Origin of the sequence: Brevundimonas vesicularis (assembly GCF_014204545.1) — a bacterium.
Taxonomy (GTDB): domain Bacteria; phylum Pseudomonadota; class Alphaproteobacteria; order Caulobacterales; family Caulobacteraceae; genus Brevundimonas; species Brevundimonas vesicularis_B.
This window is the reverse complement of the sequence record NZ_JACHLJ010000003.1, coordinates 63,149-83,638: the sequence shown is the minus strand read 5'-3', so window position 1 is coordinate 83,638 and position 20,490 is coordinate 63,149. Positions and strand designations below refer to the sequence as shown.

At 66.7% G+C, this 20,490-nt stretch carries 20 protein-coding genes and 1 tRNA gene; 14 read left to right on the top strand and 7 right to left on the bottom strand.

Annotated elements, in window-relative coordinates; genetic code table 11:
- The first annotated feature begins 12 nt into the window (after positions 1 to 12).
- Positions 13 to 513: a YbjN domain-containing protein gene (locus HNP47_RS12235; RefSeq protein ID WP_184279816.1), complete on the top strand. Its 501-nt coding sequence runs from the start codon at positions 13 to 15 to the stop codon at positions 511 to 513.
- 85 nt (positions 514 to 598) lie between these two features.
- Here the strand turns inward: HNP47_RS12235 and mdh are convergent, their stop codons facing one another.
- A complete protein-coding gene (gene mdh, locus HNP47_RS12230) occupies positions 599 to 1,561 on the bottom strand; it encodes a malate dehydrogenase (RefSeq protein ID WP_184279815.1) in 963 nt (320 codons plus the stop codon).
- A gap of 138 nt (positions 1,562 to 1,699) precedes the next feature.
- Between mdh and HNP47_RS12225 the strand changes: the two genes are divergently transcribed.
- Together HNP47_RS12225 and HNP47_RS12220 are read left to right on the top strand one after the other, a co-directional pair.
- Positions 1,700 to 2,599 carry an SIMPL domain-containing protein gene (locus HNP47_RS12225; RefSeq protein WP_184279814.1) on the top strand — a complete coding sequence of 300 codons (900 nt, stop codon included), beginning with the start codon at positions 1,700 to 1,702 and terminating at the stop codon, positions 2,597 to 2,599.
- The gene (locus HNP47_RS12220; protein ID WP_184279813.1) at positions 2,599 to 2,997 is read left to right on the top strand and encodes an HIT domain-containing protein; all 399 of its coding nucleotides are present in this window, start codon (positions 2,599 to 2,601) and stop codon (positions 2,995 to 2,997) included. The genes HNP47_RS12225 and HNP47_RS12220 overlap by 1 nt, the downstream gene beginning before the upstream one ends.
- Before the next feature lie 150 nt (positions 2,998 to 3,147).
- Here the strand turns inward: HNP47_RS12220 and HNP47_RS12215 are convergent, their stop codons facing one another.
- Positions 3,148 to 3,984, bottom strand: coding sequence for an aldo/keto reductase (locus HNP47_RS12215; RefSeq protein WP_184279812.1), 837 nt, complete (start codon positions 3,982 to 3,984; stop codon positions 3,148 to 3,150).
- A 47-nt stretch (positions 3,985 to 4,031) separates the two neighbouring features.
- On the opposite strand from HNP47_RS12215, the gene HNP47_RS12210 reads away from it, so the two are divergent.
- Complete coding sequence (locus HNP47_RS12210; RefSeq protein WP_184279811.1) at positions 4,032 to 5,003, top strand: alpha/beta fold hydrolase; 972 nt, start codon at positions 4,032 to 4,034, stop codon at positions 5,001 to 5,003.
- Here HNP47_RS12210 and HNP47_RS12205 read toward each other — a convergent pair.
- The gene (locus tag HNP47_RS12205) at positions 5,000 to 6,004 is read right to left on the bottom strand and encodes an LLM class flavin-dependent oxidoreductase (protein WP_184279810.1); all 1,005 of its coding nucleotides are present in this window, start codon (positions 6,002 to 6,004) and stop codon (positions 5,000 to 5,002) included. The genes HNP47_RS12210 and HNP47_RS12205 overlap by 4 nt on opposite strands.
- Before the next feature lie 102 nt (positions 6,005 to 6,106).
- Here HNP47_RS12205 and HNP47_RS12200 point away from each other — a divergent pair, with 102 nt between their 5' ends.
- From HNP47_RS12200 to HNP47_RS12165, 9 genes are all read left to right on the top strand, one after another.
- A complete protein-coding gene (locus tag HNP47_RS12200) occupies positions 6,107 to 6,388 on the top strand; it encodes a ribonuclease (protein WP_184279809.1) in 282 nt (93 codons plus the stop codon).
- 75 nt (positions 6,389 to 6,463) lie between these two features.
- A complete protein-coding gene (locus HNP47_RS12195; protein WP_184279808.1) occupies positions 6,464 to 6,961 on the top strand; it encodes a hypothetical protein in 498 nt (165 codons plus the stop codon).
- Entirely contained in the window at positions 6,958 to 7,299 is a 342-nt protein-coding gene (locus HNP47_RS16415) for a hypothetical protein (protein ID WP_260394837.1), read from the top strand. Before HNP47_RS12195 ends, HNP47_RS16415 begins: the two co-directional genes overlap by 4 nt.
- Positions 7,251 to 7,754, top strand: a complete 504-nt coding sequence (locus HNP47_RS12190; protein ID WP_260394836.1) for a phosphatase PAP2 family protein — start codon at positions 7,251 to 7,253, stop codon at positions 7,752 to 7,754. Before HNP47_RS16415 ends, HNP47_RS12190 begins: the two co-directional genes overlap by 49 nt.
- A gap of 1 nt (position 7,755) precedes the next feature.
- A complete protein-coding gene (locus tag HNP47_RS12185) occupies positions 7,756 to 8,706 on the top strand; it encodes a right-handed parallel beta-helix repeat-containing protein (protein WP_184279807.1) in 951 nt (316 codons plus the stop codon).
- Between the two features lie 66 nt (positions 8,707 to 8,772).
- A complete protein-coding gene (locus HNP47_RS12180; protein WP_184279806.1) occupies positions 8,773 to 10,623 on the top strand; it encodes a M20/M25/M40 family metallo-hydrolase in 1,851 nt (616 codons plus the stop codon).
- 79 nt (positions 10,624 to 10,702) lie between these two features.
- A complete protein-coding gene (locus tag HNP47_RS12175; protein ID WP_184279805.1) occupies positions 10,703 to 12,343 on the top strand; it encodes an MHYT domain-containing protein in 1,641 nt (546 codons plus the stop codon).
- Positions 12,344 to 12,512: 169 nt separating this feature from the next.
- The gene (gene recA, locus HNP47_RS12170; RefSeq protein ID WP_055807377.1) at positions 12,513 to 13,595 is read left to right on the top strand and encodes a recombinase RecA; all 1,083 of its coding nucleotides are present in this window, start codon (positions 12,513 to 12,515) and stop codon (positions 13,593 to 13,595) included.
- A gap of 174 nt (positions 13,596 to 13,769) precedes the next feature.
- Positions 13,770 to 14,366, top strand: coding sequence for a hypothetical protein (locus HNP47_RS12165; RefSeq protein WP_184279804.1), 597 nt, complete (start codon positions 13,770 to 13,772; stop codon positions 14,364 to 14,366).
- A 71-nt stretch (positions 14,367 to 14,437) separates the two neighbouring features.
- Here the strand turns inward: HNP47_RS12165 and HNP47_RS12160 are convergent, their stop codons facing one another.
- The 4 genes from HNP47_RS12160 to HNP47_RS12145 form a co-directional block, all read right to left on the bottom strand.
- Positions 14,438 to 16,630, bottom strand: coding sequence for a 3-hydroxyacyl-CoA dehydrogenase NAD-binding domain-containing protein (locus tag HNP47_RS12160; protein WP_184279803.1), 2,193 nt, complete (start codon positions 16,628 to 16,630; stop codon positions 14,438 to 14,440).
- Positions 16,631 to 16,647: 17 nt separating this feature from the next.
- Positions 16,648 to 17,853 carry an acetyl-CoA C-acetyltransferase gene (locus tag HNP47_RS12155; protein WP_039243871.1) on the bottom strand — a complete coding sequence of 402 codons (1,206 nt, stop codon included), beginning with the start codon at positions 17,851 to 17,853 and terminating at the stop codon, positions 16,648 to 16,650.
- A gap of 204 nt (positions 17,854 to 18,057) precedes the next feature.
- Positions 18,058 to 18,279: a hypothetical protein gene (locus tag HNP47_RS12150; RefSeq protein WP_184279802.1), complete on the bottom strand. Its 222-nt coding sequence runs from the start codon at positions 18,277 to 18,279 to the stop codon at positions 18,058 to 18,060.
- A 58-nt stretch (positions 18,280 to 18,337) separates the two neighbouring features.
- Entirely contained in the window at positions 18,338 to 19,573 is a 1,236-nt protein-coding gene (locus tag HNP47_RS12145; protein ID WP_184279801.1) for a PQQ-dependent sugar dehydrogenase, read from the bottom strand.
- A gap of 187 nt (positions 19,574 to 19,760) precedes the next feature.
- Between HNP47_RS12145 and HNP47_RS12140 the strand changes: the two genes are divergently transcribed.
- Positions 19,761 to 19,837: transfer RNA gene (locus HNP47_RS12140), tRNA-Met, on the top strand.
- Positions 19,838 to 20,490 lie beyond the last annotated feature (653 nt).

The following is a 20,490-nucleotide window of genomic DNA, read 5'->3' as shown; positions in this document are numbered from 1 at the left end:
CGGAGTGTTTCCATGCGCCGTCTCGCCCTCGCCGCCGCCCTTTCTTTGACCTTATCGCCGCTGACGGCGGGAGGAGCGTTCGCCCAAACGGCGCCGGCTGCGGCCAGTCGCGGGCTGACGCCGGCCGAGGTCGCGACGTGGATCACCGGGCTGGGCGGGCGGGTCGGGCCGGTGCAGACCGAGAACGGCCTGACCTTCTTCACCGTGACCAATGCGGGTCTGACCTGGGCGGTCTTCTTCTATGGCTGCGAGGCGTCTGGCTGCGGAGAGGTTCAGTTCAGCGCCGTTGTACCGGGCGCCGGCGCGACGCTGGATGCGGTCAACGCCTGGAACCGCGACAATCGCTATCTGAAGGCCTTCCACACCGCCGCCGAAACGCCGACGGCGACGGTGCAGTACGATGTCGTCGTGCTGTCGGGCGAAGGCGTGGCGCAGCTGGCGGATCCGCTGACGGTCTGGCTGCAACTGCTGCCCAAGTTTGCGGCAGGCATGGGCTACGTCCCACCGCAATGATGTCCCTCTCCCAACGGGAGAAGTGAAAAGAAAAAGGGCCTGCGGATCGCTCCGCAGGCCCTTCGTCGTTCGATCATCGCGCGGCTTAAGCCAGCGAGGAATCGATGTCCTTGCAGGCTTGCAGCAGGCCCTGGACAGAGGCGACGGACTTTTCGAACATCGCCTTTTCTTCGTCGTTGGTGGTGAACTCGACGATCTTCTCGACGCCGCCGGCGCCGATCAGGGCGGGGACGCCGACGTAGAGGTCCGACAAACCGTATTCGCCCGACAGCCAGACGGCGCAGGGCAGAACGCGCTTCTGGTCCAGCAGATAGGACTTGGCCATGGCGATGGCGGATTCAGCCGGGGCGTAGAAGGCCGAGCCGGTCTTCAGCAGGGCCACGATCTCGCCGCCGCCCTTGCGGGTGCGCTCGACGATGGCGTCCAGTTCGGTTTGCGACAGGAAGCCGGCGGCGACGGCGTCCGGCAGGGGCAGGCCGCCGACAGTCGAATGGCGCACCATCGGCACCATGTCGTCGCCGTGACCGCCCAGGGTCCAGGCGTGGATGTCCTGAACCGAGACGCCGGTCTTTTCAGCCAGGAAATAGGCGAAGCGGGCCGAGTCGAGCACGCCGGCCATGCCGACGACCTTCTCCTTGGGGAGCCCTGAGAACTTCTGCAGGGCCCAGACCATGGCGTCGAGCGGGTTGGTGATGCAGATGACGAAGGCGTCGGGGGCGTGGGCCTTGATGCCTTCGCCGACGGCCTTCATGACCTTCAGGTTGATGCCGATCAGGTCATCGCGGCTCATGCCCGGCTTGCGCGGCACGCCGGCGGTGACGATGCAGACGTCGGCGCCCGCGATGTCGGCATAGTCGTTGGCGCCCTTCAGGGCCACGTCCTGGCCGAAGACGGCCGAGGCCTCGGCGATGTCCAGCGCCTTGCCCTGCGGGGTGCCTTCGGCGATGTCGAACAGGATCACGTCGCCCAGGGCTTCGCGCGCGGCCACGTGGGCCAGGGTTCCGCCGATCATGCCGGCGCCGATAAGGGCGATCTTCGCGCGAGCCATGGATGTCTCCGTTTATTGCGTGTGCGAAAGGGGATTAATCGTGCGGGCGGTCTAGACCCCTCGCGCGGCTGTCGCAAGAACCTCGCTTTACGGCCTTGGTCAGGCTTGCGAAGGTCCGGCGACAACCGGAGGATTTCGATGCGCCGTTCATTCGCTTTCGCCCTGCTGCTGGCGTCGGTCGCCACGCCTGTGCTGGCTCAGACGCCGCCCGCGACGATCGGCGACCGCTATATCCCCGCGCCCTGGTGGATGCGCGATCCGGTGATCGCCTCGGTCGGTCAGGTGCGGGTCGAGATCCAGGCCAACCGCGCCTTCGTCTCGGCCAGCTTCCAGTCGGTGGACCGCAGCGTGACGGAAGCCTCGCGCGCCGCCGCCGATCAGGTGCGGGCGCTGAGCCAGGCCTTGTCGGCCTATGGCGCGGACAAGGTGCGGGTCGAGACCAGCGTCACCACCCGGCCGCTCTATGACCAGTACCGCGACGAAAACGGGGTGATGCGCGACAACACCCGCGCCGACCGCGTGGCCCGCTATCAGGCCGACGCCTCGGTCAATGTGACGGTGCGCGACGTGCGCCTGATCGAGCGGGTGTATGCGACCATCGTGGCCTCGCGTCCGACGTCGATCGGACAGGTGAACTTCAACCTGGAGCCGGAGAACAGCTGGAAGGCCAATCTGCAGGCCGAGGCGATGAAGGATGCGCGCCGCCGGGCGGAGGCGGCGGCGACCAATGCGGGCGCGACCCTCGGGCGGGTCAAGATCATCGATCCGTCGGGGCGGGTCTGTCAGACGGATGTGCTGGCGGGCTGGCCTTCGTACGCCGCGGGGAGCGGGCACGAGACGATGGTGGACGACATCGTGGTGACGGGTTCGCGCATGGCCTATGCACCTCCGCCGCCGCCGCCCCCGCCTCCTCCTCCTCCTCCGCCGCCCGGAGGTGGAGCGCCGAGCGAGGCCCAGATCGAGGCGGCGCGGCTGGCGCTGCAACCGCCGTTGCAGACTCTGACCGACAGCGCCTGCGTCATCTATGGCCTGAACTGATGGGGTTTTCCGTCGCGCCCGCCTTCGAGGCGGGCTCCCTCGCCGCCGCCGAATGGCCGCTGTGCCATGTGCGGCTTCAGGACGACGCCCGCTTTCCCTGGCTGATCCTGATCCCGCGCGTCGAGGGGGCGGTGGAGCTGGAAGACCTCAGTGTCGAACAGCGGTCCATGTTGATGGAGGAGACGGTACGGGCCGGGGCGATGGTTCGGCGGCTGGGTCCGGTTGAAAAACTGAACGTCGGCGCCATCGGCAATGTGACGGCGCAACTACATGTCCATGTGGTCGGCCGCCGCCGCGACGACGGTCTGTGGCCCGATCCGGTCTGGGGGCGCGGGCCGGTTGTTCCGTATACAGACGATGAGCGGGCGCGATTGCTGGCCGTGATCGGAGTCGACTAGGCCACCGCGGCCGCATCGTCTTTCCGGGGCCTCGCGCAGCGGGGAACCCGGAACCCAGGACCGCCGCACGGTCGGCCATTCAGTCTGTCGGCGATGCTCTCCTGGGTTCCGGGTTCGTCCTGCGGACGCCCCGGAATGACGGCGAAGATTTCAGATGATATCCAGCGGCACGGCGTGTTTCGGGGGCGGGAAGGCCGCATCCAGCCGTTCCAGATCCTCCAAGTCGAACTGAATCTCCAGGGCGTCGGCGTTGGCCTCGACGTGTTCGATAGAACTGGCCTTGGGGATGGCGATGACGCCGTCGTGGCGCAAAACAGCGGCCAGCGCCACCTGGGCCGGGCTGGCGGAATGGCGATTGGCGATGTCGCGGATCAGGGGCTGTTCCAGCAGTTCGCCCCGCCCAAGCGGCGAATAGGCCATCATCGGCATGTCGCGCGCCTGCATCCACGGGAAGAGGTCGAACTCCACCCCGCGCGAGGCGAGATTATAAAGCAACTGGTTGGCGGCGCAGTCCTCGCCCCCCTCGATCTCCATCAACTGCTCCATGGCGCGCAGGTCCAGGTTGGACACACCCCAGCGAGCGATCATCCCTTCGTCGACCAGGTCGCGGAACGCTTCGACGGTCTCCTCCAGCGGGACGTTGCCTTCCCAGTGCAGCAGATATAGGTCCAGCCGCTCGACGCCGAGCCGTTCCAGCGACTTCTCGCAGGCCAGCATCATCTTCATCTCGGACGCATTCTCGGGCCGGACCTTGGAGACCAGGAAGACCTCATCGCGCCGCCCTGCGATGACCTCTCCCACCAGACGTTCCGAGCGGCCGTCGCCGTACAGTTCTGCCGTGTCGATCAGGGTCATGCCCAGGTCGATGCCGCGCGCCAAGGCTTGCTGCTCCTCATCGCGCCAGGCTGGGTCGTCGCCCAGCTCCCAGGTGCCTTGGCCGAGGGCGGGAACGGTCGTACCGTCCGCAAAGGTGACGAGGCGGGTCATGTCCGTCCTGACGATAATGAGCGGCGAAGACGCCGTCGGAGGAAGCGATGCGAACCCGGCATATCAAGACCGACGGTCTGGTCCAACAGGTTCTGGAGGCCGGGTTCGAGGATGACAACGCGCCGCTGGTCCTGCTGATCCACGGCTTTCCAGAACTGGGGATCAGCTGGCGCGCCCAGGTCGAGGCGATCTCGCAGGCGGGCTATCATGTCGTCGCGCCGGACATGCGGGGCTATGGCGGGACGGACAAGCCGGAGGGGATTGAGGCCTACTCCATCCTGCATCTGGTCGGGGACATGGTCGATCTGGTGCGCGCGCTGGGCAAGGCGTCCTGCATCGTCGTCGGGCATGACTGGGGCGCGCCGGTGGCCTGGCATTGCGCCCTGTTGCGGCCGGATCTGTTCACGGCGGTCGCGGGGCTGTCGGTGCCGTTCCAGCCGCGCCGACCCAAGGGACCGCCCACGGCCGCCATGGCCGCCATTTCGAAGCGGGCCGGGCTGGGCGACCTCTACATCAGCCGGTTCCAGGCGCCGGACGCGCACCGCGCGCTGGACGCCGATCCGGTAATGGCGCTGAGGAAACTGTTTTACGGCTACGACGGCGCGACCCCCGCCGATCGCAGATCGACCGGCTTCATGCCCGAAGGCGTGGCCCTGCTCGACACCATCGCCGACGACGCCACCCTGCCGCCCTGGATGAGCGAGGCGCATTTCGACGAATATTGGCAGGCCTTTTCGGAGGGCGGGTTCGAAGGACCCCTGAACTGGTATCGGGCGATGGATCTGAACTGGTCGCTGACGGCCTTCGTGCAGGACAAGAAGATTACCCCGCCCGCCCTGTTCATCGTCGGCGAGGACGACCCGGTGCGCCATTACGCCGGCGGGCACGAGGCGGGCCTGAAGGACTGGGCGCCGAACCTGATCCGCTCGGTCGTCGTGCCGGGCGCGGGGCACTGGATCCAGCAGGAGCGGGCGGACGAGATCAACCGCCTGCTGCTGGATTTCCTGAAGCGCCTCTAGGCCGCCTGTTTCGTCGCCATTTGATCACGGACCTCGGCCACGATCTCCAGGCTGCGGATGCGGGCGGTGTTGTCGAACATCATGCCGGTGACCATCAGTTCGTCCACGCCGGTCAGGGCGATGAAGTCGGTCAGCTGGCGCTTGACGGTCTCCGGGCCGCCAACAGCGGAATAGAGCAGTCGACCCTTGGCGCCCGCGATCTGCTGCGGCGTCAGGATCGTGGTGATGTCGTCGACCGGCGGCGGCAGCTTGCCCGGCTTGCCGGTCGAGAGGCGGGCGAAGCTCTGCTGCATCGAGGTGGACAGGCGCACGCCCTGCTCATCCGTGTCGGCGGCGAAGACATTGATCGCGGCCATGGCGTGGGGCTTGGCCAGGCGGTCCGAGGGGACGAACTCGCGGCGATAAAGGGCCAGGGCCTCCAGCAGCAGTTCGGGCGCGAAATGGCTGGCGAAGGCGTAGGGCAGGCCGAGCTGGCCGGCCAGTTGCGCGCTGAACAGGCTGGAGCCCAACAGCCAGATCGGCACGCGCAGGCCTGCGCCCGGCACGGCGCGGACGGGCTGGTTCTCAGACGCCGGTTCGAACCACTGGATCAGTTCGACCACGTCGCGCGGAAACTGGTCGGCGCCTTCGAAATAGCGCCGCAGCGCACGGGCGGTCGCGCCGTCCGTGCCGGGCGCGCGGCCAAGGCCGAGGTCGATGCGGCCGGGGAACAGGGTCTCCAGCGTGCCGAACTGTTCGGCGACGACCAGGGGCGCGTGGTTGGGCAGCATGACGCCGCCGGAGCCGACGCGGATGCGCTCGGTCCCCGCCGCGACATGGCCGATGACGATGGCGGTCGCAGCGCTGGCGATGCCGGGCATATTGTGGTGTTCGGCCAGCCAGAACCGCTCATAGCCGAGCCGATCGGCGGCCTGGGCCAGGGCCAGAGTTTCATCCAGGCCGCGTCGGGCGTCGCCGCCTTCGACGATGGGAGAGAGGTCGAGAACTGAAAACGGTATCATGACGCCTAGATCGGGTCTGTCCCACGGGGTTCAAGGGCGAGGGTCTGGAACCGCAACCGGATCAGGCGCTTTAACCTCATCTCGACGAATGGAGACTGCGTCATGACCGACACCGATCCCACCAAGCCCGAAGCGGATTGCGACGACGCCCGCGAGGCGGCGGACATGGGCGAAAAGCCGGATCTGGGTCACAAGGCGGATACGCTGATCGACGCCCTGGACGGCAGCGATTCGGGATCGGACACGCGGGCAGGCTCGCTGCGCGGCGGGTCGGCAGCCGGCACGGATGACGACCCCGATTCCGCCAAGATCAATGCGCGTCTGGCTCAAGAAGGGTCGGCCGACAAAGGCGGCGCGGCGGACCAGGACGACGCCGCCGACTGAGCGGGCGCCTTGTCGCCGCCGCCACCATGCGCCACGGTGGCGCTCTGACCCTCTCGGTCCAAGGACGATCTCTCGATGACGCTTCGCTTGGCGGCCTCCGCCGTCGTGGTTTTGTTTTGCCTTGCAGGATGTGATCGCTCGGCCCAACCGGTCGAGGCCAAGGCTGCGCCCAAAGCGTCGGCGCCGGCCGTCGCTGATGCGACGCCTCCAGCAGCCGAAGCGCCCGCCGTTATAGGGGGGGCTGCGCCCGCCGCAGCCGACGGCGCGCCGTCCTTCGCGGTCCTCTATCCCGGTGCACAGGTGGACGGACAGCCGCTGGCCGCCGGCGGCGAGGCTGGGCCGGGCGGTCTGGTCACCTTCACCACTACCGCTTCGCCGGACGATGTCGTCGCCTTCTATCGCGAGCGGGCCGAGAAGGCGGGCCTGCGGTCCGTCGCCGGAATGAACCAGGGCGACACACGCGCCTATGGCGCGGCGGCGGACGCCACAAACGGCGCCTCCCTGCAGGTCGTCGCCACGCCGACCGAGTCCGGCGAGACTTCGGTCCAGCTGGGCTGGAGCGCCGGTCAGTGAAGCGATTCGCCGCCCTGGGCGCGGCGACGGCGATGCTGCTGGCCGCGGGATGCGCCGGTGCGCCCAAGCCAGGCGGCGCGATACCGACAACGGGCTTCCTAAGTGATGAAGCGATCGCCCAACTGACGGATGCGGTCCCGCCAGCTCCGGCGCCGGGGTCTGTCGCGGACCTGGCGGACAAGGCGGCCTCGGCGCGGTTTGTGGCGCTGGAGGACGGTGACCGTTGGCTGCTGGCGACCGCCCATGCCGAGTTGCGTCGCCCCTGGCCTTGCAGCATTTCGACTGCGCCTTGGGCGTACGGCTGGGCTCGGCCGAGACGCCGGTGCTGGACCGGGTGATGGCGCGGATCTTCCATGACGCGAACAGCGCGGCCGAACGCGTCAAGGCGCGCCAGGCGCGGCTGCGGCCGGTCGGCGACGATCCCGATCGCCGCGCCTGCCAGACCCTGACGCCGGCGGCGAGACGCAGCGCCTCTTATCCATCCGGCAGCGCAGCGGTCGCGACGGCCTATGGCGAGGCCTTTGCAGCGCTGGAGCCGGACCGCGCGGAGGCCGTGCGCCGGATCGGGCACGAGATCGGGGTCAGCCGCTTGGTCTGCGCCATGCACTATCCCACCGATGTCGCGGTCGGCGAACAGATCGGGCGGGATGTTGCGGCCAGGGCCGTCGCCACCCCGGCCTTCAATGCGGACATGGCGGCGGCGCGGGCGGAGCTGGCGGCCGCGCGTCGCAGCGGTCTGACCAATCCGGGCTGCGCGGCCGAGCGCGCGGCCTTGGCGATCCCTCTGCCCTGATATGACGGCGGCGCTGGCTCTGGCCCTGCTGACCTTCCAGGCCCCGGCCGACCGGCCGTGCACGCCGCAGGAGGTGGCGGCGCTGACGGCGCCATCGACCCAGCCGTATCGCCTGACGTGCCAAGCCGACCTGTCGGGCGTCGACATCCGCCGCCGCGTGCTGATCGAGGGCGCGGAAGGTTCAGGAGCGTCGCTGGATTGCGGCGGTGGGACCATCCGCGCGCCGGGCCCGGCGACGACCGCCGCCCCGACCATCGCCGTCTGGTCCCGCCGCGAGGGCGATCGGTGGTCGCGGCCGGTCGATGTGACGATCAGAAACTGCACCGTCGTCGGCAATGTGCGTATCTGGGGCATGGGGGCGGGCGGATCGATGCGCGACCTGCTGGCCTCGTCACGCACCGTCGGACACACGCAAGCCGCCCAGTCCGCCGCGCCGATCCGGGTCACCCTGGACCGGGTTCGGTTCGAGGGCGTGGGGACCATTCCCCTGTATGTCGGCCCCGGTGTGACGCGCACCACGGTGACGCAATCCCTCTTTGTGGGCCGTTCGACCTCCACCGCCGTCTATCTGGACGCCGAGAGCGCAGGCGCGCTGATCCAGGACAACGATTTCGACATTCGCACCGGGCGCGAGCTGATTGCGGTGGACGGGTCTGGCGCCAATCGCATCGTCGGCAACCGGCTGGCGCTGCACGGCAACGGCGGGGTATTTCTGTACCGCAACTGCGGCGAGGACGGCGTGATCCGCCACCAGACGCCGTCCTATAATCAGATTACGGACAATCTGTTCACCGGCGCGGGCTGGTTGCGGCCGCGCGCGGTGGTGATCGGGTCGCGTGAGGGCGGGCGACGCTACTGCGGCGACGATCGCGGCTGGCCGTTCGGGTCAAGCGCGGACGACGGCGACGGGGCCACGGGCAATCTGACGACCCGAAACGTCGTGCGACGCTGATCGGGGCCTTGCACATACCGGTACTTCGGGGCTGGATTGCGGGACAGAGCGATCGGGGGATGGGATATGCGTTGGGTGTTGTTTCTGGCGTCCCTTGTGGCGGCCCTCGGCTTGGCGGTGCTAACCGCCCAGACGCCCAAACCCCTGCCCGCCTCGACGCCTGCGGTTCAGTTCTCGGCCGAGCGCGCCATGATGGACGTGAACCGGATCGCACGAGCGCCTCATCCGGTCGGCTCGGCCGAGCATCGGCAGGTTCAGACCTATCTGCTCCAAAGGCTGACGGCGTTGGGGCTTCAGCCCAGCCTGCAGACCGGCGCCCTGTCGCCCGCCGCCGTGGCGCGGCTCGAGAAGGAGGGTGGAAATGCGGGCGGCGTTCAGGCCGTCAATATCGTGGGCGTCCTGCCGGGACGAAGTTCGGCCCTGCCTGCCGTGGCCATGATGGCGCATTACGACACCTCGCCGACCTCGCCCGGCGCCGCCGACGACACGACCGGGGTGGCCGCCATTCTGGAGGCCGTGCGCGCGATCAAGGCGCGGGGCGGGGCCGAACGGACGCTGGTGGTCCTGTTCACCGACGCCGAGGAGCTGAATCTGGACGGGGCGCGGGCCTTCTTCAGCGAGAATCCGCTGCGTGACGACATCGGCGCGGTGATCAATCTGGAGGCGCGGGGCGGCGGCGGCCGCGCCATGATGTTCGAGACCGGACCCGGCAACGCCCAGACCATCGCCCGCTATGCTCAGGCGACTCAGAAGGCGACGGGCGGGCCGTCCAGCAACGCCCTGGCCATCTTCGTCTATCGGCTGATGCCCAATGGCACCGACTTCACCGTGGCGGCGGATCGCAAGCTGGCGGGGATCAACCTGGCCTTCATCGGCCGCCCGGCGCAGTACCATTCACCGTCCTCGACGCCGCAGGCGCTGGATCAGGGCAGCGTGCAGCATATCGGCTCCCAGGCGCTGGAAATGGCCGACGACCTGTTACGGGCGCCGACCCTGCCGCAGGCGACGCAAAACGCGGTCTATGCCGACGTCTTCGGCCTGTTCGTCGTGCAGCATTCGCCGGCGATCGGCTGGCTGCTGCTGACCGTGGGGGGCCTTGCGACGGCCTTCGCCGCTTGGGGGGCGCGCCATGCCACGGGTTTGAGAGCCATGTCGGTCCTACGTGGCGCGGCGGATGGCCTGTGGCTGTTGGCGAGCGCAGTGGTGGTGGGACAGGCGGTGCGCGTCCTGGCCGGGCCGATCGGCCGTCGCGTGGATTCGGCCGACCTCTACTACACCTTGCTGCGTCGCCTGCCGGTCCTGGAAATCGCCGTGGCCCTGGCCATGCTCGGACTGGTTCTGATGCTGACCGCGGGGAGACGCCTGCTAGGCCAATGGGGCGCAGCCGGAGTGATACTGGCCGCATTCGCGATTGCAGCGGCGCTGGGCGGTTTCAGCCTGCCGGTCCTGGGGGCGACGGTGATCGCGCTGGCGCTCAGCCTGACGCGGCCGAAACCGCAGGACGCAGACGCCGTTTGGGGCGGCTGGCTGGGGCTGATCGTCCTGGTTCTGATCCTTGGCGGCGGGGTGCAGGCGGCGGCGCCGGAAGCCGCCTTCCTGCTGCTGTGGCCCGGTCTGATCGCCGCCCTGGCCGCCGCGTCGACGGCGGTGATCGGCGCCCGCTTCGGCTCGTGGGCGTCCTTCGCGCCCGCCGCCGTCGCCACAGCCTTGGTCGGCGGGTGGTTGCTGGTTCAGGGGCACGGGGTCTTCCTGGGGGTCGGCATGGACATGCCGGGCGCGGTGGGGCCGATCGCTTTGATGATCGCGATGCTGGTCCGCCCGCTGGCGCCTCGCTCGGGCCGCGCCTTGCCGATCTTGGCCGCCGCCAGTCTGTTGCTCGCCTGTGGGATCGCCGTGGCGGCGAGACTGATCGCGTAAGGCGAGTGCGTTTCGCTGTCGTCGGGGCTGTGAAACCCGGCTAAGGCTATCGCTGCTGTTTCTGGGGGCCTCGGCGCGCTTGCATCATCTTCACGTCAATTCGTTCACCGTCCTGTCATTGGCGATAGCGATCCTGGGCGCGTGGACGGCTTTGGATCTGTTCAATCGAACCCGCGACCAGATCGGCGCGACGCGGCTGCGCTGGTTGGGCGTCGCGGCCCTGGCGCTTGGCGTCAGCATCTGGTCGATGCATTTCATCGCCATGCTGGGTTTCGAGGTCGAAGGCCCCGTCTTCTATGATCCCGGCCTGACGCTGGTGTCGTTCCTGTTGGCGACGGCCGGCACGGCGGCGGCCTTCCTGGCGGCGGGCACAGCGCAGGCCAGCCCCCTGCGGCTGGCGCCGGCGGCCCTGCTGATGGGCGGATCCATCGTCGCCATGCACTATGTCGGGATGGCGGCGATGCGGATCAACGCCGCCATAAGCTACCAGCCCGTGCTGGTCGCCCTGTCAGTTGTGGTCGCGGTCGCCGCCGCCTATGCCGCCCTGATCGCCGCCCGCCAGGAGCGGGACCTGGCCTGGCGCGCGGTCGCCGCCGTGATCCTGGGTCTGGCCATCGTCTCCATGCACCATGTCGGCATGGCGGCCCTGATCCTGACGCCAATCGCCGACGCAGGGTCCGTGGAGGGCGGGGCGTCGCCGGTCGTCCTGGCGGTCGCGGTGACGACCGGGGCGGTGACCTTGCTGTTTCTCGCGCTCGGCGCCTCGATCGTGGATCAGCGGGCCAATGTCCTGTCGGCCGTGGACGCCGGCGGCGTCGGCTTCTGGGAAGCAACCCTGCCGATGAAGACGACGATGATGTCGCGCCGTGCGCGCGAAATCCTTTCGATCGATGCGTCCAGCCGTTTGGGCGCCACGGAGATCGGCGACCGGCTGTCGCCCGACGATCTGCCATTGCACCGCCAGGCGCTGCAGCGCGCCATGGCGGGCGAGAGTGAATATGATCAGGAATGGCGTCTGCCAGCCTCGGGTCGCTGGGTCCATCTGCGCGGGCGCCTGATCCGCAGCCGTTCGGGCCGCCCGATCAAGATGTCAGGGGTCATCACCGACATCACCGATCGCCACGAGGCTTTCGCAGCCCTGGCCGACAGCGAACGCTTGCAGCGATTGCTGATCAACGAGCTGAATCACCGGGTGAAGAATACCTTGGCGACCGTGCAATCCATCGCCCACCAGACGGCGCGACGCACGCCGGATGTCGCCACCTTCACCGTCTTGTTCGAGGCGCGTCTGCTGGCGCTGTCCAATACGCAAAATTTGCTGACGGCGGCGAATTGGGAGCGTGTCGATCTGCGCGCCATGCTGGTTCAGGAACTGGCGCCCTATGCCGAGGAACAGGTTCGACTGACTGGTCCGGCCGTCGATCTGAACGCGCAGCAGACCTTGGGCATGGGGATGGTCTTTCACGAACTGGCGGTGAACGCCGCCAAATACGGGGCGCTGTCGAATGCATCGGGCTGCGTACGGGTGGACTGGTCCGTGGCGGACGGCCATTTGCTGCTGGATTGGGTTGAAAGCGGCGGTCCGACAGTCTCGTCGCCGAAACGCAAGGGTTTCGGTTCGGTGCTGATCAACTCGACCATCAATCGCTCGCTCCAGGGGTCGGCGGTCATGACCTACGAACCCGAGGGCGCCAGCTTCAGCCTACGTCTTCCGCTTTAGCCTACGCCAAAAACGGTCGTAGCTTTCCGGTGTTCTTGTTTTGATCAGTGAGAACATCTTGTGAACTGGAACAAACCATGCACATAGTCCGCCTCACGAAACGGGGGCGGGTCCAGGCGGGTCTCTCCCAAGCTGAATGACGGGAATCATGGCAAGGGAGACGAAGGCAATGGCTTCACAGGCGGCACTCAAATTGGTGGGCAAGGACGACGGCGACAAGCAACGCGCTCTGGAGGCGGCGATCGCGCAGATCGATCGCGCCTTCGGCAAGGGCTCGGTGATGAAACTGGGCAAGGCAGGCGTGGTCGCCGAGATCGACAGCGTCTCGACCGGTTCGCTGGGCCTGGACATGGCGCTGGGCATCGGCGGCCTGCCGGTCGGGCGTGTGATCGAGGTCTTCGGTCCTGAATCGTCCGGCAAGACGACCCTGGCCCTGCACACGGTGGCGGAAGTGCAGAAGAAGGGCGGGGTCGCCGCCTTCGTCGACGCCGAACATGCGCTGGACCCGGTCTACGCCCAGAAGCTGGGCGTCAATCTGGACGATCTTCTGGTGTCGCAGCCGGACACCGGCGAGCAGGCGCTGGAGATCGTGGATACGCTGGTCCGGTCGGGCGCCGTCGATATTGTGGTCGTCGACTCCGTCGCAGCCTTGACGCCGCGCGCCGAGATCGAGGGCGAGATGGGCGACAGCCTGCCGGGGCTCCAGGCGCGCCTGATGAGCCAGGCGCTGCGCAAGCTGACGGCCTCCATCAGCAAGTCGAAGTGCATCGTCCTGTTCATCAACCAGATCCGTCACAAGATCGGCGTCATGTACGGCAGCCCCGAGACGACGACGGGCGGCAATGCGCTGAAGTTCTACGCCTCGGTGCGTCTGGACATCCGCCGCACCGGCGCGATCAAGAACCGTGACGAGGTGGTCGGCAACACCACACGGGTCAAGGTGGTCAAGAACAAGGTCGCCCCGCCGTTCCGCGAGGTCATCTTCGACATCATGTACGGCGAAGGCATCTCCAAACTGGGCGAAGTCATCGACCTGGGCGTCAAGGCCGGCATCATCGAGAAGTCGGGCAGCTGGTTCAGCTATGACTCGACCCGGATCGGTCAGGGCCGCGAGAATGTGCGCGAGTTCCTGAAACAGAACCCGGACATCGCCGCCTCGATCGAAAAGGCCGTGCGCGCCTCGACCAACAAGATCGCCGACGAACTGCTGGGCACGCCCGAGCCGGACGAAGGCCAGGATCTGGAAGGCTGACGCCAGCCTCCGAGGCTGGGCGGACCGTCAGAGTTTGTCCCGGTCTCGGTCCGATCTTTCCACCGCTACTCCGTCGCCCCTAGCGACCCGCCACCGACCCCGCGAAGGGCGGCGGAGCGACCCGCTCGACTTCGTGTCGGGCGGGTCTTTTTCTTGCCTGGGGGGAGATTGCGATTGGCCCAGGGCCGCGCAATAACGATGGCCATGCGAAACCGCTTTGGGTGTCTGGCTTTGCTCGCCCTCTTGGTATGCGCGCCTCTCGCAGGTTGGCAGACCTACCAGTACGTCTGGTATCAAAGCCTCTTGCCTCATGGCGTCGAGGCAAGATGGATCGAATATCGGAAGCAAGCGGCTTGGGGCTTTGGACCCGGCGCCGACGAGGTCGGACTGATCATATATCGGCTGGAGAAGGCTTCGCTTTCAAAGATCGAAGAAGGAGGATTGGCTTATCTGTCTGACGCTTCTGAAGTTCCGGTGCTGATGAGTGCATCTCAGCGGAAGGCGAATGAGCGTCGAACCTACTGGGACTGGAAGCGCACTCCGATCGTTCCATTGTGGTCTGGACATGGGGAGCATAACTGCGGCCGAGAGCCCGGCATCGGGGCCTTCCTGGATCGCAATGATTTCCGCTGCAAACTCGATCCGAAAACCGTGTCGCGGGTCAATGCCATCATAAGTTCTGACAACGCGTTTTACGCCCATGGGCGAGGTGGGAGCGTCGTCATCGTGGCCCCGGCCGAGAAACGCGTGATCCTAGCGTACAGCGGCTAGCTACGCCCTTTAAACGAAAACGGGCGACCCGAAGGCCGCCCGTTCGGTAGTCTGCCGATGTCGCCAGCTGATCAAGCGGCGGCCTTCTCCGGGGCGAACTTGCCGTAGAAGGTCTCGTTCTTCGCGGCCATGTCGCGGAGCAAGTCGGGCACCTTGAAGCGGTCGCCATACGTCGCAGCCAGGCGGTCTGCGGTTTCGACGAACCTGGCCAGGCCGATGCCATCGATCATGCTGATCGGGCCGCCGGTCCAGGGCGCGAAGCCCCACCCCAGGATGGCGCCCAGATCGGCCTCGCGCGGATCGTCGATGACACCCTCTTCCCAGCAGCGGGCCACTTCGACGGCTTGGCGATACAGCAGGCGCGTCTTCAGTTCGTCGATCTGGGCGAAGGCCGTCGGCTCCTCCGGCTGGTCGATGCCCTTGGTGGTCGGGGCCAGTTCGCCCAGACCCTTCCAGATCGTCTTGGGCTTCTGATCGTAATCGTAGAAGCCCTTGCCGTTCTTGCGACCGAAGCGACCGCCCTCGACCATCTTGGCGACGATGTCGGCGCCTTCCGATGCGACGTATTTGTCGCCCAGGTCCAGCGCCGTCTGTTTGGCGATCTTGTAGGACAGGTCCAGGGCGACGTCGTCGTGCATCTCCAGCGGGCCGCGCGGCATGCCGGTCATGCGACCGACATTGTCGATCAGAGCGGGGCCGTAGCCCTCTTCCAGCATCGCCATGCCCTCCATCAGGAAGGTGGAGAAGCAGCGCGAGGTGTAGAAACCGCGGCTGTCGTTGACGACGATCGGCGTCTTCTTGATCTTCAGCACATAGTCCAGCGCCTTGGCGATGGCCGCCTGACCCGTCTTTTCGCCCAGGATGATCTCGACCAGCATCATCTTGTCGACGGGCGAGAAGAAGTGGATGCCGATGAAGTCTTCGGGCCGCACCGAGGCCTCGGCCAGACCGCTGATCGGCAGGGTCGAGGTGTTGGAGCCGAAGACGGCGCCGTCAGCCAATTGCGCCTCGGCGCGCTTGGTCACGTCGGCCTTGATCTCGCGGTTTTCGAACACGGCCTCGACGACCAGATCCGAACCCTTGATCAGCTCATAGTCGGTCGTCGCCGTGACCGAACCCAGCAGGGCGTCGTATTTCTCCTGCGTCAGCTGACCACGCGACAGGCGCTTCTTCAGCAGTTCCTCGACGTGGGCCTTGCCCTTGTCGGCGGCTTCCTGGGTCTGGTCGATCAGGATGGTCTCAATGCCGGCCAGCGCCTGCACATAGGCGATGCCCGCGCCCATCATGCCGGCGCCGATGACCGTGACCTTCTTCGGATCGGACTTGGGCACGCCGGCCGGGCGCACGGCGCCCTTGTCCAGCTCCTGCTTGGACAGGAACAGCGAACGGATCATGGCCTGGGCCTGCGGCGTCATCAGGGTCTTGATGAAGTAGCGGGTCTCGATACGCAGGGCCGCGTCCATCGGCACCTGGGCGCCTTCGTAAACGGCCTTCATCAGGTTCACCACGGCCGGATAGTTGCCGTAGGACTGCTTGCGCAGCATGGCGTTGCCGACCATGAAGTTCTGGATGCCGGCCGGGTGATAGGGGCCGCCGCCGGGCAGTTTGAACGACTTCTCGTCCCAGGGCTGCACGGCCTTGCCGCCGTTCTTGATCCAGGCCTTGGCGGCCTCGACCGACTGGCCCTTTTCGACCACCTCATGAACGATGCCGGCGCCCTTGGCGTCGTTCGGGCGGAAGGACTTGCCCTCGCTCATCGCCATCATGGCGTTCTGGACGCCGACCAGACGCGTCAGGCGCTGGGTGCCGCCGCCGCCGGGGAACAGACCGACCTTGATCTCGGGCAGGCCCAGCTGAATCTTGTTGTCGTTCTCGACCACGCGGTAGTGAGCGGCCAGCGTGAACTCCAGCCCGCCGCCCAAAGCCAGGCCGTTGATCGCGGCCGCGATCGGCTTGCCGGACGTTTCAAGCGCGCGGAAGGCGCCGTTCAGCTTCCAGCCGGCATCGAACGCCTTCTGCAGGTCGCCGCCGCCCGACAGCACGCCGCCGGCCATGTCGCCCAGGTCCGCGCCGGCGCAGAAGCCCGAGGCCTTGCCCGAGGTGATGACGGCGCCCTTGATGGCGTCGTCGGTCTTGATGCGTTCGACCAGCTCGGGGATTTCCTTCATCACCGAGGAGGTCAGGGTGTTCATCGAACGGCCCGGAACGTCGAAGGTGATCAGGGCGATACCGTCGGCGTCGACGTCGATCTTGAAGTTTTCCATATCCATTTGCTCCTGGATCAGACGCGTTCGATGACGGTGGCGGTGCCCATGCCGCCGCCGATGCACAGGGTGACCAGGGCGGTCGACTTGTTCGAGCGTTCCAGCTCGTCCAGCGCGATGCCGGTGATCATGGCGCCGGTGGCGCCGAGCGGGTGGCCCATCGAGATGCCGCCGCCGTTCACGTTCATCTTGGCGTGGTCGATGTCGAGCGCCTGCATGTAGCGCAGGACGACGGCGGCGAAGGCCTCGTTCAGCTCCCACAGGTCGATGTCGTCGGGCGTCATGCCCAGCTTATTCAGCAGCTTGCGGGTCACATATTCCGGGCCGGTCAGCATGATCGACGGCTCCGAGCCGATCGAGGCGCCGCCCAGGATCTTGGCGCGCGGCTTCAGGCCCAGGGCCTGGCCGGCTTCCAGCGAACCGATCAGCACGCCGGCCGAACCATCGACGATGCCGGAGGAGTTGCCCGGCGTGTGGACGTGGTTGACGCGCTCGACCTCGGGGTAGCGCTGGTTGATCACGCCGTCGAAGGCCATTTCGCCCATCATGGCGAAGGAGGGGTTCAGGCCGCCGAGCGCCTGCATGTCCGTGTTCGGACGGATCGTCTCGTCATGATCCAGGATAGTCAGGCCCAGTTGGTCCTTGACGCCGATCACCGAGTTCTTGAACCGGCCTTCGGCCCAGGCCTTGGCGGCGCGCTTGTGGCTCTCGACCGAATAGGCGTCCACGTCGTCGCGGCTGAAGCCGTATTTGGTGGCGATCATGTCCGCCGACACGCCCTGCGGCACGAAATAGGTCGGGAAGGCCGAAGAGGGGTCGGTCGGCCAGGCGCCCATGTCCGAACCCATGGGCACGCGGCTCATGACCTCGACGCCGCCGCCGACGGCGAAGTCGGCCTCGCCGGACTTCACCTTGGCCGTCGCCATGTTCACGGCTTCCAGACCCGAGGCGCAGAAGCGGTTGATCTGGACGCCCGCCGTATACTGCGACCAGCCGGCCGAAAGCACGGCCGTGCGCGCGATGTCGGCGCCGAGTTCGCCCACGGGCGTGACGCAGCCCAGGATGACGTCGTCGACCTTGGAGGTGTCCAGGTCGTTGCGGTCGCGCAGGGCTTCCAGCACCTGGGTCGCCAGGCTGAGGCCGGTGATCTCGTGCAGCGAGCCGTCCTTCTTGCCCTTGCCGCGCGGCGTGCGGACGGCGTCGTAGATATAGGCGTCAGCCATGGAAGTGCGTCTCCATCATTGGGCCCATCCTCAACGTGCGGCGGGTCGCGGCACGACGGACAGGGCGGTTCCAAGCGTGGACGCCAAGAACCCTACGTTTACGTCAACGTCAAGTAATAAGCCGCGTGATCGCCGCCGCTTGAGGCGGATGCTTCGACGGACTGACGGTATGAGAGCGTGTGAACGCCGGTCAGGCGCCCGATGTCAGCGAGACGGAATACGGGTCGCGCCACCGGTGATCTTGCAGGCGTAGTCAGTCTGCGGACGGCCGGTCTGAACGCCCGTCGGCGTCAGAATGCCTCGGTCGCGCGTGCAGGCGGCTTCCAGGGCGTTCAGCTCCTGCTGATAGCTATTGGTCGCGCCCATCGTGCCGCAGCCCGAAAGCAGCGGCAGGACGACGGCGGCGGAAAGGATGAGGATACGCATGGTTTGGTGCTCCCGTTGGAGCGTCAACCGCTCCGCATAGCCCCCCGGCGCTCGAAGACTACTGCGTCGCCGCCAGCCTGACCAGCTTGCCGTTCTGCTCGTCGGTGATGGCCCAGACCGACCCGTCGGCGCTGACCGCCACATCGCGGATGCGTTCGCCCAGGTCCGTCAGCAGGCGCTCTTCGCCCACCACCCGGTCATTCTGGATGACCAGACGCGCAATGTGTTTTTCCTTCAGGCCGGCGACCAGCAGGTTTCCGTTCCAGCCGGGGAACATGGCGCCCTGATAGAAGGTCGCGCCGCCGGGCGCGATTACCGGATCCCAGTAATAGACGGGCTGTTCGGTGCCAGGAGTCTGGGTGGCGCCGCTGTTGATCTGACCGCCCGCATATTCGACGCCGTAGGCCGCATCCGGCCAGCCGTAGTTGGCGCCGGCCTTATCCAGATTGACCTCGTTGCCGCCACGCGTGCCGTGTTCGATGGTCCAGATGGCGCCCGTTTCCGGCTGAACGGCGACGCCCTGAACGTTGCGGTGTCCCAGGCTCCAGATTTCCGGCAGGGCGCCGGCGCGGCCGACGAAGGGGTTGTCCTGCGGGACCGTGCCGTCGGCGTTGATGCGGATGGTCTTGCCCATGTGCGAGCCCAGATCCTGCGCCTGGGGCCGCATGGGCCTGTCCGAACGCTCGCCCAGGGTGATGAACAGCTTGCCGTCCGGTGCGAAGGCAAGGGATGATCCAAAATGCTTGTCGCCGTCATAGACGGGCAGGGCGCGGAAGATGACCTGGACGTTTTCGACGCGTGATCCGTCGTCCGACAGACGCCCGCGCGCGACCGAGGTGGCGTTGCCGCCTTCCCGGGGTTCGGCATAGCTCCAATAGATCATGCGGTCCTGCGCAAAGCTCGGCCCGACGACAACGTCCAGCAGGCCGCCCTGACCGCGCGCATCGACGGCGGGCAGGCCCGTGACCGGTTCGCTAACCTGGCCTTGAGCGGTGATGATGCGCAGACGGCCCGGCTTTTCAGTCACCAGCCAGCGGCCGTCGGGCAGGGCCGCCAGACCCCAGGGGTGCACAAGGCCCGAGGCGACCACCGCGTGGGTCATGGCCTGTTCGGTCTCGACGCCCGGCGCGCGGGTCTGGCCGGCGAAGGCCGGTTGCTGATCGGGATTGTTCGCCTGACGCGTTTCCAGCGGGGCCCCGGCCTGAGGCGCGGCATTGGCGCTCTCGCTATTCGCGCCACAGGCGGCGGCGAGAACGAGCAGGGATGTCGAGGCGGCGGCGACGATCAGGCGCATGAAGGGCGAGCTCCGGCTGGGCTGTAGGCAGTCGTTACGAAACGGCGAGGCCAGCGTTACCGTTCCTGCCGCAGGGCGTCTTGCGCTCTATCGCCGCAGGTTCTGGTCCGAGACGACTTGAACCGCGCGCCCGACGGCGATATAGGCACGCCTCTTTCGCGCTGGCCCCGGCCGCGCGCAGGCCCGGGACTGGGTAGCTCAGATGGTTAGAGCGGTGGATTCATAACCCACAGGTCGGCGGTTCGATCCCGCCTCCAGTCACCATTTTTGTCTTTCTTAACAGAGACTTCAGGCATTGTTGTTTTGGGTTTTTTTCCATAAGTAAGCCAATAAGCTTCGCGATATCCAGCCCAACGTCCTTTTCGGCTGGAAGTGTAAGACCCCAATCGAACTATTGTTGGCACTGGTGGCGGCGGCGATAGTCTGCAGGTGAAGAGCACCACTCTCGGCATCCTAGTCGGCTCGGCGGCTCTTGCGGCATGTGTGCCCGCTCAGAACTCGATCGATATTGACACGTCGGGATCGCCAAACGTTTCAGGTGCGGTGGTCCTTTGCGACAAGGAAACACCTTTGATCGTGCGCGGATATCACCTGATCGCTACGGCGCCGATCACTTGTGTAAGGGGTCGGTGAAGTTCGGCTGCGTTTGGGAGATGGCGCCAGCGCGACCTGACAGATCGGCTATGTTACCCCCGGAGTGGGCCAAGAGTTCTACTTCGTGTTCCAACGTGGCCAATGCATCCCGGTTAGCAAAAAGTGCGATAGTCCGGCTTCCACCCCAAGCCGGCGCTGATCGCGACCGCGTCCAGGCCAGAAGACAGACGACCGCTTTTGGCGCCAAAGCCTATGACCGAAATCGACCCGTTGCGGACTTTGTTTTGTGAGGCGATCATAGCTGATGTCATCAGCCGCTATCC

What these genes read in the sequence shown, in the direction of transcription:
- HNP47_RS12235 (WP_184279816.1), top strand. Translation starts at nt 13, where the DNA reads ATGCGCCGTCTCGCCCTCGCCGCCGCCCTTTCTTTGACCTTATCGCCG.
- mdh (WP_184279815.1), bottom strand. Translation starts at nt 1,561, where the DNA reads ATGGCTCGCGCGAAGATCGCCCTTATCGGCGCCGGCATGATCGGCGGA.
- HNP47_RS12225 (WP_184279814.1), top strand. Translation starts at nt 1,700, where the DNA reads ATGCGCCGTTCATTCGCTTTCGCCCTGCTGCTGGCGTCGGTCGCCACG.
- HNP47_RS12220 (WP_184279813.1), top strand. Translation starts at nt 2,599, where the DNA reads ATGGGGTTTTCCGTCGCGCCCGCCTTCGAGGCGGGCTCCCTCGCCGCC.
- HNP47_RS12215 (WP_184279812.1), bottom strand. Translation starts at nt 3,984, where the DNA reads ATGACCCGCCTCGTCACCTTTGCGGACGGTACGACCGTTCCCGCCCTC.
- HNP47_RS12210 (WP_184279811.1), top strand. Translation starts at nt 4,032, where the DNA reads ATGCGAACCCGGCATATCAAGACCGACGGTCTGGTCCAACAGGTTCTG.
- HNP47_RS12205 (WP_184279810.1), bottom strand. Translation starts at nt 6,004, where the DNA reads ATGATACCGTTTTCAGTTCTCGACCTCTCTCCCATCGTCGAAGGCGGC.
- HNP47_RS12200 (WP_184279809.1), top strand. Translation starts at nt 6,107, where the DNA reads ATGACCGACACCGATCCCACCAAGCCCGAAGCGGATTGCGACGACGCC.
- HNP47_RS12195 (WP_184279808.1), top strand. Translation starts at nt 6,464, where the DNA reads ATGACGCTTCGCTTGGCGGCCTCCGCCGTCGTGGTTTTGTTTTGCCTT.
- HNP47_RS12185 (WP_184279807.1), top strand. Translation starts at nt 7,756, where the DNA reads ATGACGGCGGCGCTGGCTCTGGCCCTGCTGACCTTCCAGGCCCCGGCC.
- HNP47_RS12180 (WP_184279806.1), top strand. Translation starts at nt 8,773, where the DNA reads ATGCGTTGGGTGTTGTTTCTGGCGTCCCTTGTGGCGGCCCTCGGCTTG.
- recA (WP_055807377.1), top strand. Translation starts at nt 12,513, where the DNA reads ATGGCTTCACAGGCGGCACTCAAATTGGTGGGCAAGGACGACGGCGAC.
- HNP47_RS12160 (WP_184279803.1), bottom strand. Translation starts at nt 16,630, where the DNA reads ATGGAAAACTTCAAGATCGACGTCGACGCCGACGGTATCGCCCTGATC.
- HNP47_RS12155 (WP_039243871.1), bottom strand. Translation starts at nt 17,853, where the DNA reads ATGGCTGACGCCTATATCTACGACGCCGTCCGCACGCCGCGCGGCAAG.
- HNP47_RS12150 (WP_184279802.1), bottom strand. Translation starts at nt 18,279, where the DNA reads ATGCGTATCCTCATCCTTTCCGCCGCCGTCGTCCTGCCGCTGCTTTCG.
- HNP47_RS12145 (WP_184279801.1), bottom strand. Translation starts at nt 19,573, where the DNA reads ATGCGCCTGATCGTCGCCGCCGCCTCGACATCCCTGCTCGTTCTCGCC.